The 14,872-nt window shown below is 50.2% G+C and carries 14 protein-coding genes and 1 riboswitch; of the genes, 9 read left to right on the forward strand and 5 right to left on the reverse strand.

Features of this window, described 5'->3' with window-relative positions; genetic code table 11:
* Nucleotides 1–173: 173 nt before the first annotated feature.
* From BM184_RS01575 to BM184_RS01585, 3 genes are read right to left on the reverse strand one after another with little or no spacing between them, the layout of a single operon-like run.
* A complete protein-coding gene (locus BM184_RS01575; protein WP_086942258.1) occupies nt 174–938 on the reverse strand; it encodes an ABC transporter permease in 765 nt (254 codons plus the stop codon).
* On the reverse strand, nt 935–1,852 hold the full coding sequence (locus BM184_RS01580; RefSeq protein WP_086942259.1) for an ABC transporter ATP-binding protein: 918 nt from the start codon (nt 1,850–1,852) through the stop codon (nt 935–937). The genes BM184_RS01575 and BM184_RS01580 overlap by 4 nt, the downstream gene beginning before the upstream one ends.
* Nucleotides 1,852–2,055 (reverse strand): PLDc N-terminal domain-containing protein, encoded by a 204-nt coding sequence (locus tag BM184_RS01585; protein WP_086942260.1) that lies wholly within the window; start codon nt 2,053–2,055, stop codon nt 1,852–1,854. The genes BM184_RS01580 and BM184_RS01585 overlap by 1 nt, the downstream gene beginning before the upstream one ends.
* Nucleotides 2,056–2,264: 209 nt before the next feature.
* Here BM184_RS01585 and BM184_RS01590 point away from each other — a divergent pair, with 209 nt between their 5' ends.
* Genes BM184_RS01590 through BM184_RS01600 form a run of 3 tightly spaced genes read left to right on the forward strand, consistent with a single transcriptional unit; the run spans nt 2,265 to nt 5,272 of the window.
* Entirely contained in the window at nt 2,265–3,185 is a 921-nt protein-coding gene (locus BM184_RS01590) for an alpha/beta hydrolase (RefSeq protein WP_086942261.1), read from the forward strand.
* Between the two features lie 45 nt (nt 3,186–3,230).
* The gene (locus tag BM184_RS01595) at nt 3,231–4,610 is read left to right on the forward strand and encodes an alcohol acetyltransferase (protein WP_245830594.1); all 1,380 of its coding nucleotides are present in this window, start codon (nt 3,231–3,233) and stop codon (nt 4,608–4,610) included.
* Nucleotides 4,607–5,272, forward strand: a complete 666-nt coding sequence (locus BM184_RS01600) for a DUF6320 domain-containing protein (RefSeq protein ID WP_086942262.1) — start codon at nt 4,607–4,609, stop codon at nt 5,270–5,272. The genes BM184_RS01595 and BM184_RS01600 overlap by 4 nt, the downstream gene beginning before the upstream one ends.
* Nucleotides 5,273–5,320: 48 nt before the next feature.
* On the opposite strand, the gene BM184_RS15365 is transcribed toward BM184_RS01600, so the two are convergent.
* The gene (locus BM184_RS15365) at nt 5,321–5,875 is read right to left on the reverse strand and encodes a DUF898 domain-containing protein (protein WP_218150961.1); all 555 of its coding nucleotides are present in this window, start codon (nt 5,873–5,875) and stop codon (nt 5,321–5,323) included.
* On the opposite strand from BM184_RS15365, the gene BM184_RS01610 reads away from it, so the two are divergent.
* Nucleotides 5,832–6,596, forward strand: coding sequence for an SDR family NAD(P)-dependent oxidoreductase (locus tag BM184_RS01610; RefSeq protein ID WP_086942432.1), 765 nt, complete (start codon nt 5,832–5,834; stop codon nt 6,594–6,596). The two genes, BM184_RS15365 and BM184_RS01610, sit on opposite strands and share 44 nt — an antisense overlap.
* A 463-nt stretch (nt 6,597–7,059) precedes the next feature.
* On the forward strand, nt 7,060–8,169 hold the full coding sequence (locus tag BM184_RS01615; RefSeq protein WP_218150962.1) for a dipeptide epimerase: 1,110 nt from the start codon (nt 7,060–7,062) through the stop codon (nt 8,167–8,169).
* Between the two features lie 202 nt (nt 8,170–8,371).
* On the opposite strand, the gene dapA is transcribed toward BM184_RS01615, so the two are convergent.
* On the reverse strand, nt 8,372–9,259 hold the full coding sequence (dapA, locus tag BM184_RS01620) for a 4-hydroxy-tetrahydrodipicolinate synthase (protein ID WP_086942264.1): 888 nt from the start codon (nt 9,257–9,259) through the stop codon (nt 8,372–8,374).
* A 140-nt stretch (nt 9,260–9,399) separates the two neighbouring features.
* Nucleotides 9,400–9,546, reverse strand: a riboswitch (Lysine riboswitch).
* A 290-nt stretch (nt 9,547–9,836) separates the two neighbouring features.
* On the opposite strand from dapA, the gene BM184_RS01625 reads away from it, so the two are divergent.
* The 4 genes from BM184_RS01625 (at nt 9,837) to helD (ending at nt 14,796) form a co-directional block, all read left to right on the forward strand.
* Nucleotides 9,837–10,217 carry a VOC family protein gene (locus BM184_RS01625; RefSeq protein ID WP_086942265.1) on the forward strand — a complete coding sequence of 127 codons (381 nt, stop codon included), beginning with the start codon at nt 9,837–9,839 and terminating at the stop codon, nt 10,215–10,217.
* A 35-nt stretch (nt 10,218–10,252) separates the two neighbouring features.
* Nucleotides 10,253–10,915, forward strand: coding sequence for a DUF1345 domain-containing protein (locus tag BM184_RS01630; protein WP_245830602.1), 663 nt, complete (start codon nt 10,253–10,255; stop codon nt 10,913–10,915).
* A gap of 42 nt (nt 10,916–10,957) precedes the next feature.
* Nucleotides 10,958–12,322 carry an MBL fold metallo-hydrolase gene (locus BM184_RS01635; RefSeq protein ID WP_086942266.1) on the forward strand — a complete coding sequence of 455 codons (1,365 nt, stop codon included), beginning with the start codon at nt 10,958–10,960 and terminating at the stop codon, nt 12,320–12,322.
* Between the two features lie 230 nt (nt 12,323–12,552).
* The gene (gene helD / locus BM184_RS01640) at nt 12,553–14,796 is read left to right on the forward strand and encodes an RNA polymerase recycling motor HelD (protein WP_086942267.1); all 2,244 of its coding nucleotides are present in this window, start codon (nt 12,553–12,555) and stop codon (nt 14,794–14,796) included.
* Nucleotides 14,797–14,872: the final 76 nt, after the last annotated feature.

The raw sequence follows: 14,872 nt of genomic DNA on the forward strand, positions 1-14,872 counted from the left end.
GTCTTCTCCTGCCGAGCGGTTTCGGCCGGAGGAAATGGTCCAGATCTGCCGTCACTTCCGGGGAAGGATCTCCTGACCGTAGCTGACGGAGAACATAACAAATCTTTATTACCGAAAACATCAAAAAACCGCGCCATCAGCCGAAAAAGGGCTTGATGGCGCGGTTTTTATTTTCACAAAGCAGTCTTATTGAAAAGTCTCACTGCGGTAAAGAGGCTTGAAGCAATCACCAATCCGGTCATCAGCAGCGGCTTCAGAAGTTCCTCCAGCAGCAATGTCCCCTGCAGCATGTCCATATTGCGCGAGGCCAGCACCAGCGGGTTCCACTCGGCCGTTTCCGGGAACAGGTTCCACAAAAACAGCACCATCAGGAACGCACCGGTCAACAAAAGCGGCCCGTAGGCATTTTTGAACAGGACAGCTCCGAGCAGCAGAACGGCAATCAGCAGGATACCGAACAGATAGAGGCTGATGACGGAAAGGGCCAGGTTTTCGGTCGTGCCATCAGGGAAGTAATAAAGCGTGTACCCCAAAGTGATGAGAAAGCAGAGCCAATAGCTGACTGTCCAAAGCAGCAGGGCGCCTGTGAATTTTGAATAGAGTATTGTCCGGCGAGGCAGTCCTTTCGTGACCATATTGATGAGCGTGCCTTTTTCGTATTCCTTCGCCATCATGCCGCTCAAGAGGATGACGATGATGAACAGGCCGGTCTGGGTGCCGTTTTTGAAGAATTGGATCCAGGAATCGAGGTTCGTCGGTTCCGCAATCAGGATCGTGATCCCTTCCGGCATGAAGTTCGCCAGCAGATCAGGCAAAAATTTGGCCGTCAGCGGATTCATGATGCCCAACAACGCAAACAAGGCGATCGCCAGGAACAGCTTGAAGTTGCGGGTATATTCGGTCAGTTCCTTTTTTGTGAAGGCAACATACGCTCTCATCGGACCACCTCCAGGAAAATATCCTCCAATTTGGGTTCGGCTGTTTCCAAGCGGAGCGGAACCAACCTGGTGTCGCCCAAAATTCGGATGATCAGTGCCATGGTCACTTCCGGGTCATCGGCTTGGATGGTGACGGAAGGCTCCTTTGCACGCAAAGCGGCATTCGTCAGTTTTATTCGGGGATCAGCCTGGAAAACAGCGGCATCCGCCGGCGTCCGGAAAGTGACTGTACATGAATGTCTGGAGTAGGTGTTTTTCAGTTCTGATACCGAACCGGTCAGGACGATTTTTCCTCCGTCAAGGATGCCCACCCGATCGCAGATGGCTTCCACATCGGTCAGGACATGCGTCGAAAAGATCACGGTTGTCCGTTCCTTCACCTTCAGCAGGATATCCAGTATTTCCCTGCGCCCGATCGGATCCAAGGCGGAAGTCGGTTCGTCGCAGATCAAGAGACGCGGTTCGTTCAGCAAAGCCTGGGCAATCCCCAAGCGTTGCTTCATGCCGCGGGAAAACGTTCCGATGCGTTTTTTCACATCCGCCAGCCCGACCAGATCCAACAGCTCCGCGGATTTCGTTTGGATTAGCGCGGACGGCATGCCTGTAATGTCGCCGCACAGCCGCAAATATTCCTTTGCGGTCATGAAACCGTAGAATTCCGGTACATCCGGCAGATAGCCGATGAAGCGGTTCGTCCTTGTGTCGCCGTAATGCACTTTTTCGCCGCAGACGCTGATTTCTCCGGCATCAGACTGCAGCAAGCCCAAAACGATTTTCATGGTCGTCGTTTTTCCGGATCCGTTTTTTCCGATGAAACCGTAGATCGTGCCTTCAGGTACGGAGAAGGATAGGTCATCGAGCACGCGTTGGTTCCCGAAGGATTTCCCCAATCCGGCGATCGTGAGGATATCCATCACTCATCGCCCCTTCCGATCAGGAAATACAGGACCGGACCGACGATGTTCAGGAAAATGATGATGAAGGTCCACAGATTTTTGCTGCCTATTTTTACTTGGGGATGCTTGTTCAGGTGGAGCAGGGCTGTGATCAACAGAATGATCTGGATCACGACCAAAGGGATCAGGATGGGTAAGTATGGCTGCAGTTCTTCAAACATAAAAGCTCGCCTTCTTTCTTTATTCCTATTGTTCGTTATATAACAAGTATAACACTGATGGTGGGATTTGCAAGTCGGAAGAGTGGCAAGAGCCATCACGCATGGAGGCCTAACCAAGGTTCACGGCTATATGGGACGGGTGCTGTCCTGTGCTATAATGAAACAAAGATACCAGAACAGCCAAGTGCTGTCAGAGGAAGGACAACAGGATGAATCCATTTTTTAAATTTGTGCTTAAGTTGATGTCTTCACCAAAAATCAACATGCAGGAAGACTATGCCCGTGTCCGCAAAGTGCAGCATATACTGGCTCCCAAGCCGAAAAAGGGCTATATCATCATGGACCACAAAATCTATTCGGAGGACCGTTCCCATGATATTCCCGTGCGCGTCTTCTATCCGAAAGAGCGCCTGTATAAAGAACCGTTGCTGTTTTTCCATGGCGGCGGCTGGGTCATCGGTGACATCGAAACGTATACGAATGCCTGCATCAATATGGCGGATCTGACCGGCAGGACCGTCTATTCCGTCGATTATCGCCTGGCTCCGGAGCATCCGTATCCGGCTGGCCTTTACGATTGTTACAGGGTGGCGGAAGTGCTGCTCAAGCACTTGGAAATGAGCGGTCTGTCGGATGAAAAGGACCTGATTCTGATCGGCGATTCAGCCGGCGGAAATTTGGCTGCAGCCGTGTCTTTGCTGCTCCGCGACAGAGGCCAAGCGACTCCGATCAAACAGATTTTATTGTATCCCGTCACCTATTGGGATCATTCGGAAGCATCTTCGTTCGAATCGATCCGCACGAATGGGCATGATTACGGACTGACTGCAAAAAAAATGGAAGAATATATGGCGCTGTACCAGCCTGATCCCGAGCTGCGCAAGAATGGATATGTCGCACCTTTGATGGCGGAAGACCTGTCGAACCAGCCGGAAACGCTGGTGATCACGGCCGAATTTGATCCATTGCGGGATGAAGGCGAAGCCTACGCGGAAGCGTTGCAGAAAGCTGGCAATAAGGTGCAGCTCCATCGCGTGAACGGCATCGTCCATGGCTTCATCACCTATCCGAAGACGGCCGAATCGGTTGTGGAAGCCTACGAAGTCATCAATGCGTTTCTGAATGCATAAGCCAAGAGCACTATTCTATAGAACAAGAGGAAAGGGGGAGCAGGAGTGAACCGAAAAAAGTGGGTACGTTTGGATAATGCCTCCAATATATTTTTGGCGGCCATGACGAACAGCGATACGAAGGTCTTCCGCATGAGTGCGGAATTGACGGATTCCGTGGATCCACAGTTGTTGCAGCGGGCACTTGATGAAGTCTATGAGAACTATGTGCTGTACCACAGTGTGCTTAGGCGCGGATTTTTTTGGTACTATCTTGAAGAAAGCGACCTGAAGCCGAAAGTGAGGGCTGACGTGTTGCCGCCTTGTGCACAGATTTATCATTTTGACCGGAGAGAACTGTTATTCCGCGTCTTCTATAACCAAAATCGGATTCACTTGGAGCTCTTCCATGCCTTGTCGGATGGCACCGGTGCGCTCTGGTTTTTCGAGGATCTGCTGAAGGCCTACATCATGCTTCGTCATCCTGAGGCTTTTGAAGGCTTGGATGCCGCCGCGCACGACCGTTTGAACCACCAATTGGAAGACAGTTTTGCGCATTATTTCCGCAAGGACAAGAAACAGAATTTTACGGATGCGGCGCAATCCGCGATCCGCTCCGTCGCGAAAGTCAGTCAATTGACAGGCAAAAGCCATGCGCAAAAGAGCGCCTTGCTTGAGGAAAATAAGCAGAAGCGACGGGTGCATCAGTTCCGCGGCAAAAAGACGCCGGACAACAGGCCGCATGTCATCGAGCTGGAGATGCCGGTCAAGGACGTGCTTGCGTTGGCCCGTGAACAACAAACTTCACTGACTTTGTATCTGACTGCAGTATTTATGCTGGCTGTGCGCAGAGCCAGTCCCGATTTTAAACCCGGATCGGCTATGGCCGTTTCTGTTCCGGTCAACTTACGGCAGTTCTTCCCGTCCAATTCAGCCAGGAATTTTTTCAGCACAACCCGCCTGATCTATACCACAAATGAAAATGAAGAGGCGGATGACATTGCCGCAATCGGCCAAACGCTAAAAGAGCAATTCCAGCAACAGATTACGCCGGAAAGTCTGGAGGAAAAGCTGCGGACGTTGATTGCATTCGAGTACAGTCCCTTCACGCGGATGGTATTCCGACCGATCAAAGACTTCGTTCTGAAGCTCGTCAATTACATCAGCAACCGGAATTTGACGATAGCGATCTCTAATTTGGGCAAGGTTACCTTACCTGATCCGATCAACGGCTATATCAAGAAAATGTATTTCCATACTTCGGCAGTCCGCCCGCAATTTTGCGCCATCAGTCATGGGGAACATCTGACTGTCAGTTTCACTTCTCCATTTGTCGATTCCACGATCGAGGAACAGTTTGTCAGGGTATTGACCGATGCCGGTGTGGCTGTCACTGTCGCAGCGAACAAAGTCACCAGTGAAGATTTGGAAGGTGAGTCATCATGAGACACTGCCAACATTGCAACGCGACCATCAAGGGAGAATGGGATCAATGTCCCTTGTGCAAAACGATATTGGATGAAGCCGTCGATCCGGTGTTGCCGGATCCATACCCGAAGGTTCCTTTGCGTTTCAACAAAGAGGTTGTCTGGAAATATCTGACCTTGATTTCCTTTGTTTTGATCATTGCTTTTCTATTGATTGAATTGATCTGGATTGGACGGATGGAAAATATTCAGCTCGCCCTGTTCGGAATCATGAGCATGTGGCTTTCCGTTTTAATCCTGATCCGGAAAAGAAGGAATATCGCAAAAGGCATTGTTTATCTGATCGTCTCCTTGTCGCTCCTTTGCATTTATTTGGATTATCTGTCCGGGTGGAGCGGGTGGTCGACTACCTATGCTGTGCCGATCATCTGCAGCTTTGCGATCGTATCCTTATATATCGCAGTTCGCCTCGTCAATTTGGGCGTCAGGGACTATGTGTTGTACCTGTTGACAGCCGCTTTGTTGGGGCTGCTGCCCGCGCTGTTCCTGACGTTAGATTGGGTCACGACCCCATTGCCTTCAAGCCTGTCGGTCATGATGAGCGCAGTCACTCTAGTCATCATCCTGCTTTATCACGGCGGAGAGATATGGCGCGAGCTGGAAAAACGGATGCATGTTTAAGATAACGAAAAAACCCCGTGTTTGGGGTTTTTAGTTTGGATGAAGTTGTTACTGCATCGGGTAGTATTCGTCCCAATAGCCGTAAACATAAGTATTTTTGATGCGCCACTGCTGGAAACGGATCGGTACAACAAAAGAGTACAGGCCCAAAGTCAGGATCGAAAAAAGAGTCCATTTCAGCAAGGAAAGCCACAGGTCAAAAGTTTTTCCGATAAAATGCAATTGGCGGCCTTCGATGTAGGTATGCTTGGCGACCCATCTTTCCCGGTAACAGAAAGCCCAAGGCGCAGCCAGCCCAAACGTGAAAAAGCCCGCGAGAAAGCTGACAAGAATAATACCAAAATACTCAAAATAGCGTTCCGGTGAAATAAGAATCATTATGATGGCGCAAAATATCACTCCTTTATATTTACTTAATGATATAATACGACGCTTTTTTGTTTTTTTATCTATAAATATACTGATGTTATTTTGCAAAGGTGTCTTATGATTGCCCTTGACGCGTAAATGCGATACGCTAAAGACAGCAAGCATATTGACGAAACGCGAGGGACAAAAAATGACAAACAAAATAGCGCTCATCACAGGTGCCAGTGCGGGCATAGGCAAAGAGTTCGCCAAAAATTTGAGCCAACAAGGGTACGATCTGATTCTGGTTGCGAGGCGTGAGGATCGGCTTGTGGAAATCAGCAAACAATTGCCGACCAAAAGCCAAATCATCACAGCGGACTTGGCGAAGGTGGAAGAATGCTACCGTCTGTACGAAGAAACGAAGGACAGAAACATTTCCATGCTGATCAACTGCGCCGGTTTCGGTGATTTTGGAGCATTCACGACGACCAGTCTCGACAAGGAACTGGAGATGATCGATGTCAACATCAAGGCGGTCCATATCCTGACCAAGAAATTTCTGCCGGATATGATCGCAAGGAATGAAGGTTACATCCTGAATGTGGCTTCGGTTGCCGGACTGATGCCGGCGGGGCCTTACATGGCGACTTATTATGCGACCAAGGCCTACGTAACGAGTTTCACTTCCGCGATCGCCGAAGAGCTGGAAGAGAAGAAGAGCAATGTTTATGTCGGTTCGTTATGCCCGGGACCGGTCGATACGGAGTTCAATCAAGTGGCGGATGTGAAGTTCAATCTGAAAGGCATCACTTCTGAATACTGCGTCAATTATGCCTTGGATAAAATGTACAAACGCAAGAAAATCATCGTTCCGACGATGTTGCTGAAGGGAGCGCTCTTCTCGTCGAAGCTGGCGCCGCGCAACTTGGTCGTGCGCCTGACGAGCAGGCAGCAAAAGAAAAAACAAGGATAATGAATGCGGGGGGCCAGCTGGCGCAAGCGAAGCTGGCCGAAAGAAACCGAACTGGATTCAGCTGTTTTTCTCCGGTGAGTTCTGATGCGGCCGGAGGAGACGCTTAAATGGGGCTCCTGAACTCCGGTGAAGCAATCTTCACCTGAGGAGGCAACCCGAAACCAAGTTTTCCTCCGGCGAAGCTCCTCTTGGCCGGAGAACGCGAGCAAAAATGATAGCCGAATTTCCGCCGTAGCCCTGTAAGCAGAAAAAAATAACGTCCAAGCGACCAGTGTAACGCTGCTGGCCGCTTGGACGTTATTTATCGTGCTTCATCGAGAAGCCAGCAGACTACGGCCTCCCGTTTGGTGCCTAAGCGTTTTCTTGGTAAAATAGATACAAACGGGTGGTGGAACAAAATCAGCTGAAAAAGCCGCTGCCTTATCCCGGATTAGAAAGCGTGCCGGTGAAGAGAGGGGTTTTGATGATGAAAATCGACAGAATTGAAATTGGGGAAGTGGCCATCCCGCTGCGGACGCCATTCAAAACAGCGTCGCGCACGGTTGATGCCGTGAATAACATCCTGATCCGCATCGTGACGGACAGCGGTACTGCAGGCTATGGGGAGGCACCACCGACAGCCTTGATCACCGGCGAAACAAAGGCTTCCATCCGCGAGGCCATCATGCAATATATCGCTCCGAGCATCATCGGGATGGAAATTTTCGACCTGGATACCATCATGCAAAGGCTGCATGCCAGCATCGTCAACAACACATCGGCTAAAGCTGCCGTTGACATGGCTGTCTACGACTTATATGCCAAAACGCTCGGCCAACCTTTGTACAAAGTACTGGGCGGAGCGAAACGGAAAATCGAGACTGCCTACACCATCAGCGACAATCCCATCGATGAGATGCTGCGCGACAGTATGCAGGCCGTTCAGGACGGCTTCAGCATCCTGAATGTGAATGTCGGTAAGCAAAGGCTCAAAGATGTGGATAGTTTGCTGGCTATCCGCAAGGCCGTCGGACCGGGCATCCGCATCCGGGTCGAGGCAAATCAAGGCTGGAGTCCCCAGGATGCGGTCCGCATCATCAGTCTGCTGGAGGATAAGGGCATGCAGACCGAGCTGGTGGAACAGCCGGTGAGGGCGCACGATCTGGCCGGCCTGAAATTTGTGAAGCAACATGTCCAAACACCGATAGTGGCCGACGAGAGTATTTTTTCCATGAAGGATGCCCTCCATATAATCCAGACACAATCAGCCGACCTCATCAACATCAAACTGATGAAAACCGGAGGCATTCACGAGGCCCTCAAAATCTGCACCGTGGCGGAAACCTACGGGGTGGATTGTATGATCGGTTGCATGCTGGAAAGCAAGATTTCGGTCAGTGCAGCGGCCCATCTGGCAGCCGCTAAAAACTGCATCACGATGGTCGACCTCATTGGGCCGTCGTTCTACAAAATCGAATCCTATGAGGGCGGTCCGCTGTTCACCGGAGGCACAATCAAGCTGGGGGATGCGAACGGCATCGGCATCAGTGCCTTTCCGAAGGCCCATTTCAAAAAGCTTGGAGTCATAAAATAAAAGATTTTTCCAGAGCGGTCAAGGAAGGGGATTTCCATGAAGTTGAGGGAGTTCTATGTGAAGCGAGCCATCGGTTTTGTCATTGTTATGCTTCTTGTACTGATTATTTTATTGGTAAATAAATATCTGCTGCATCTTTTCTGACAAATACAAAACCCCTTCCGGAAATAAAAATTATTCCGGAAGGGGTTTTTGGGTTGTTCTAGATCAAACCAACTTTTTTCATGGCTGCGGCCAAACGGTCGATGACTGCTTGATCGGCATCCGTCAAAGGCAGACGCATCGGTCCGACATTGAAGCCCAACAATTGCATTCCTGCTTTGACTGGAATCGGATTCGGCTCCACGAACAGGCAGTCGATCAGTTCTTTGTACTCGGCCTGCATTGCTGCAGCTTTTTTGATGTCGCCATCTAGCCAAGCGTGGGTCATTTCGGCTGTCGCTTTCGGTGCGATATTGGCAAGGACGGAGATGACGCCTTTTGCGCCCAAGCTCATCAGCGGGATGATCGTGTCATCGTTACCCGAGTAGATGTCCAAACGATCGCCCAAAAGACGCAGGTTGTCCACTGCCTGGCCGAAGTTGCCGGTAGCATCCTTCAACGAAACGATGTTGTCGATTTTCGCCAACTCCACCAAAGATTCTGGGGTAATATTCTGACCGGTACGGCCAGGCACATTGTAAAGGACGATCGGCACTTTCACGCTGTTGGCGATAGCTTTGTAATGTTCAATCAAGCCTTTTTGCGATGTTTTGTTGTAGTAAGGGGTGACGCTGAGGATTGCATCCACACCCGTTGCTTCGACAGCGCGCGTCAATCCGACGCCGTGGCGCGTATCGTTGCTTCCGGCACCGCCGATGACGGGTACGCGGCCATTGACTTTTTCGACAGTGAAGCGGATCAGATCCAGCTGTTCCTCATCCGTCAGCGTGGAAGCCTCTCCGGTTGTTCCTGCGATAATGATCGAGTCGGTTCCGTTCGCAATCTGGAACTCGATCAGTTCTTCCAATACCTCGTAGTTGATTTCTTGGTTCTCCGTGTCTTTAAACGGCGTAACAATAGCGACGCCTGAGCCTTCAAAAATAGCCATGCTTATCTTCCTCCTGAATTCTGTGTTTTATTTATGAATAGACAAAAAACGACTATGAGCAAATGGTCTCATAGTCGTTCAAAACAGGCTGCTTAAGCTGAAACATTGCATCCAGATAGTGAATTCCACCAATTTGCCCCAACGTGAGAAGCTCACCGAACAAAGCTGGGCGGCTTTGTCCGACAGTGCCAGATTTATTCAACCTTGGCCCCAATACAGAGTATTTCGGCAGCAACACCTTTCAGGGAACCCCTTACTGATTGTTAACCGCGACCTCTTCATCACATCGAATCGTATTTTGTTAACTCCACACTATCAAATACAAATCAGTCTGTCAATCATATTCTGAGTGGATGCTGAGAAAATGCTTTGAAAAAAATGGCAAAAAAGACACATTCGGTGACAGTGCATCCGGATGCTCCGGGAAAGCATATGCGCCAGCAATGTGATAAAATCAGGTTGAGGGAACGCTTTCGAAGGAAGTCCAGAAAGGGATTCCGGGATGTTTTGTTGCAGGCCATCCGCGCAGAGTTTGTCTCCAGCGCACCGGCAAGGATTTGAGAGGACGTGAAAACTTATGAAGATTGAACATGTTGCAGTGTGGGTGGACGATTTGGAGCTGATGCGCGATTTTTATGTTCGTTTTTTTGACGGAAAGGCCAATAAATTATACCGGAACCCTGAAAAAGACTTCCAATCTTACTTTATTACTTTCCGTGAAGGGGCCCGTTTGGAACTTATGAAAAGGATGGACGTCAATGAACGCTATCCCCTTGATATGCTGGGCTGGGCGCATCTGGCCATTTCGGTCGGAAACAAGCAGAACGTAGATTATTTCACGGACAGACTCATCAAAGCGGGATACACGTGCAAAAGCCAACCGCGCGTGACGGGGGATGGCTACTATGAGAGCATGTTTCTCGACCCGGAAAAAAACGTCATCGAAATCACGATCTGAAAGGATAGTCAGGCCGAAAAAGCAGGGGGATAGCCATGAAGAAAAGAAGCCATCTATTTGCCGATCAAACGAAAGCCGGAAGGGATATGCGCAAAAAGAGGACGCGCTTTCTGATTGCCGGAGCGATCGGTACGGGCATCGGGCTGGCAGCCGGCTTCCTGTTGCGTTGGGAATTGGCCCCTTTGATCGGTTGGGACAGTGCTGCAATCATTTTATTGTATTTGCTGTGGAAGGATTTTCATCCGCATGATGGGACGGAAACGGAGCGGATTGCGCAAGAAGAGGACATCCAATACTCGACGATCGATTTTTTTGTCCTGTTGGCATGCCTGATCAGCATCGGGGCTGTCGCATTGATGTTGACCACCCAAGAACGCAGTTTCGAGACTATCGGGTTTGGCCTGTTCAGCATAGTGCTCTCTTGGACGACGGTGCATGGCCTCTATATGTTACGGTATGCGGAACTTTATTATCGCGATGTGAACGGCGGCGTCATCTTTGAAGGTACCGAAAAGCCTAATTTTTGGGATTTCGCTTATTTGGCGTTTACGATCGGGATGACTTATCAGGTCTCCGACACGACCTTCACGACGCCGGAATTCCGGAAGGCCGCGCTTGGCCATGCGCTGTTGTCCTTCATTTTCGGGACAGCCATCATCGCCACGACCATCAACTTTGTCGCAAGCCTGAGCAGATGAATCATATTGAATTTTCGCCAGTGTAAAAGGGGGAGTTTATGCATGTTTTTTAAATCATTTTTCAATCCGCAAGTAGCGCAATTTTCCTATTTGGTGGGTTGTCAAAAAACCGGGGAAGCCATCATTATCGATCCCCTGCGTGCGTTGGATGATTATATCAAGGCAGCCGAAGACGAAGGATTGGTCATAACTGCAGCTACGGAAACGCATATCCATGCTGATTATGCATCCGGCCTGCGGGAAACCGGGAGCCGACTAGGGGCCAAACTTTATGTATCTGATATGGGCGGGGATGACTGGCGCTACCAGGATCTGCCTGAAGGAAGTGTACTGCTGCAGGATGGGGACATCATTTCCGTAGGGAAGGTCAAACTGGAGGTGCTGCATACGCCAGGGCATACGCCCGAGAGTGTGTCCTTCTTGTTGACGGACATCGGCGGCGGTTCGGACATTCCGATGGGACTGTTCACCGGCGATTTTATCTTTGTGGGGGACGTCGGCCGGCCTGACTTGCTGGAAGAGGCTGCGCACATGCAAGGGACCACTGAAATCGGAGCAAAAGCGATGTTCCGTTCCCTGCAGAAAATGGCTGACTATCCGGACCATCTGCAGATCTGGCCGGGTCACGGTGCCGGCAGCGCCTGCGGGAAGTCGTTGGGGGCCGTTCCGATGACCACTTTGGGCTACGAAAAACACAACAACTGGGCTTTCCAATATGACGAAGAAACGAGCTTCATCGAGGCGTTGACTCAGGATCAGCCTGAGCCGCCTACCTATTTTGCCCGGATGAAGAAAATCAACAAACTGGACAGCGACGCCTATATGCCTTATCCGGTTTTCCCGCTGCAGCAAGCCGGCCCGAATGACAGGGTGATCGATCTGCGCGTGAAAGAAATGTATCAGGCCGGACACATCGAAAGAACGCTGAATTTTCCGCTGAACAAAAAGTTTTTGACTTACGCTGGATGGTTCCTGGATTACGAAGGGCAAGTGACCCTCATTGGAACCAAAGAAGATGCTCAATCGGCAGCCCGCCAACTGCAGCTGATCGGGTTCGACCAAGTCAGAGGCTATCTGGATGCCGGGCAAATCGCGGATGATAAGATGACCGAAACGATCACCGCAGCCGCCTTCATCGCATTGCGCCAAGAAAAGGACCTGCAGATATTGGATGTGCGTTCGAAGAGCGAATGGGATGAGGGGCATCTGTCTGATGCCAAACGCGTGATCCTCGGAAAGCTCTTGGAGGACCCGTTGCCGTTCAAAAGGGATGAACCCTTGTACGTCCATTGCCAATCCGGTGTCCGCTCTTCAGTTGCCATCGGAGCATTGGAAGAGAGGGGATTCAAAAAGATCGTCAATATCCTGGGAGGGTACACTGCGATCGAAAACAGCCTCAATGGATAGACACAAATGCGCGAGGACCTGCAAAAAGGTAATCAGCACAACAAAATGAGCCGGAAGGAAGAGCTGCAAAAGGCCCTTCCTTCCGGCTGCTTTTTGATTTAAATCGTTTCTATCAAGACGCGGGGAATAAATAGCCAGAATCCCTGTACGATGGTATACTACTAAATGTCGCATTTAGTGAAGTAGACCGAATAGTCCATGAGTTTTTTTAAGAAAGAGGTGTCGGTTGGTTGCATAAAGATCTAACGAAAGAACAGGAACGTGTCCATCGCGTCATTCAAGTCATCAACAAGGAAAGAACGCGATTGGCCGAGCAAGTAGAAGAAAAGAGTGAAAAGCAAAGACAGCAATTAAAGGAATCCAAAGAGATCAAAATCAGCCAAGGGTCCTCAGAAAGCGTCTGGGAATCATCGGCGGAACTGCGGGCTTTCGAGCAGGAGCTGATGATCCGCAACAACGAACTGCAGAACAGCGCCGAGCGTGTCGCAGTATTGGAAAAAATGCAGGATGAGCCTTACTTCGGCCGTATCGATTATCACGATGATTACGGCAATGAAACGATCTATATCGGAATCGGATCTTTGTTCGAGAAAGATGAGAACCTGATCGTTGACTGGCGGTCGCCGATTGCATCGCTTTATTATGAAGGCAGCAAAGGCGAAAAAGTGAAGCTGATGATAGCAGATCAACCGATGTCATACGGCGTAGACCTGAAGCGGCAATTTCTGATCAGACATGCGGAAATCGTCCGCATGATGGACACGGATAATGTCATGGGCGATCCGTATTTGCTGGAAGTTTTGGAGGGACCTTCATCCTATCAGATGGGCACGGTCGTATCCACCTTGCAGAAAGAACAGAACCAGATCGTCAGGGAAACAAAAGCAGCCGTTACGCTGATAGAAGGGGTTGCCGGATCAGGAAAAACGGTTGTGCTGATGCAGAAAATCGCGTACTTGCTGTACGCTTTCCGGGACCAATTGCAATCGGAAGAAGTCGTCCTTTTTTCCCCGAATAAAATATTCCAGGAATACGTGTCCCAGGTGTTGCCTGCACTGGGTGAATTGAACGTTGGGAACACGACCTTCAGTGAATTCATGGAGCGGAAGGTGACTGGTTTTTCTTTGCGCGCCGATCAAGAGGACAATTTGGCGAAGGTTACGGTACTGAAGGGCAGTCTGGCATTTTATGAAGCGTTGCAGAAATACGGAACGCTTCTGAAGAAACGCTACCTGAAATTCTCGGATATCCGTTTCCGCGATGACATCATCCTTTCGCAAAAGGAGATCGAGTCGGCCTTCTACAGCATCGATAGCCAAGGTTCGTTGGCCAGCAAGTTGGACATTCTCCAAAGACACTTGCTGCAGCGCGTGGAACGCATCCAACAATCGCAAAAAGGCAAGCCATGGGTCGAAAAAGAAATGATCGCCATGTCCGACCTGGATCTGTACCGGTACGAAAAAGAGACCCACAATCAAAAAGCGATGGAAGAGGCCATGACAGCGGATATCCTGGAGGACGCTTTCGAACCGATCGTCGCGAGGATCGAAGCGTTGGCCTTCATCCGCTATAAGAATCAATACATCCATTTCCTGCGGGCTGTCCCTAAACTGCTCTCGTTGGATGCTTTCGGCTTGGATGAGGATGAATGGCGCGCCCACATCGCAGTGGTTGCGGAACATATGGCCGATAAGAGTGTGCTGCTGGAAGATCTGGATGCCTATTACAGTCTGCGCTTGTTGCTGAAGGGACCATCCAGCGATATGAAATACCAATACATTTGTCTGGATGAGGTGCAGGATTTTTCACCTTTCCAACTGCAGATGCTGCAGCATGCCTACCCGAGCGCACGCTTCATCCTGAGCGGAGACCTGAATCAGAATATCCTGAACAGACGCCTTTCCTTTGATGATCTCCGGACCATCTTTTCCGAAAGCACGTTCCGTTCCTATCGTTTGCTGACAAGCTACCGGTCAACGAATGAAATCGTCCGTTTCTCGGAAAGCTTCATCGAAGGCGAAAAACCGGAAGGTACCTACATCCGCTCCGGCAAGAAACCGGAAGTGCTGCTGACTGACGATGGCAGGCTCGATATGGGCTACATCAGGCAGAAGGTGGAGGCGAGTGTCGCGGCCGGCATGCGCGTGGCTTTCATCAGCCGCAATGCGGAAGACGCAGAGCGCATCAGCCAAGACCTGACTCTAGTCGGCATTGACTACAAACTGGTGCAGCAGGATACCGACAACAGCCATCACCCGGTATTGATCATGCCGGCCCGTTTGGCAAAAGGTCTGGAATTTGATGTCGTTTTTGCGATTTGCCATTATCCGGCCAAAGCTGCCAAGAACGAACTGCAGATCCTCTATACAATCTGCACCCGGGCGATGCACGAACTCTATCTGACCGTATCCGAACAGGAAGCTGGTCTGTTGCAGCGCGTTGATCCGGATTATTATGACGTAAGAAAAATGTGAAACCTGAATGAGAACAGCCCCGGCGGAATCTGCAGTCCATAAGCAGATTCCGCCGGGGCTGTTTTTTGTTGGGGTG

The sequence above is a fragment of the Trichococcus pasteurii genome (genome assembly GCF_900112935.1).
Lineage (GTDB): Bacteria > Bacillota > Bacilli > Lactobacillales > Aerococcaceae > Trichococcus > Trichococcus pasteurii.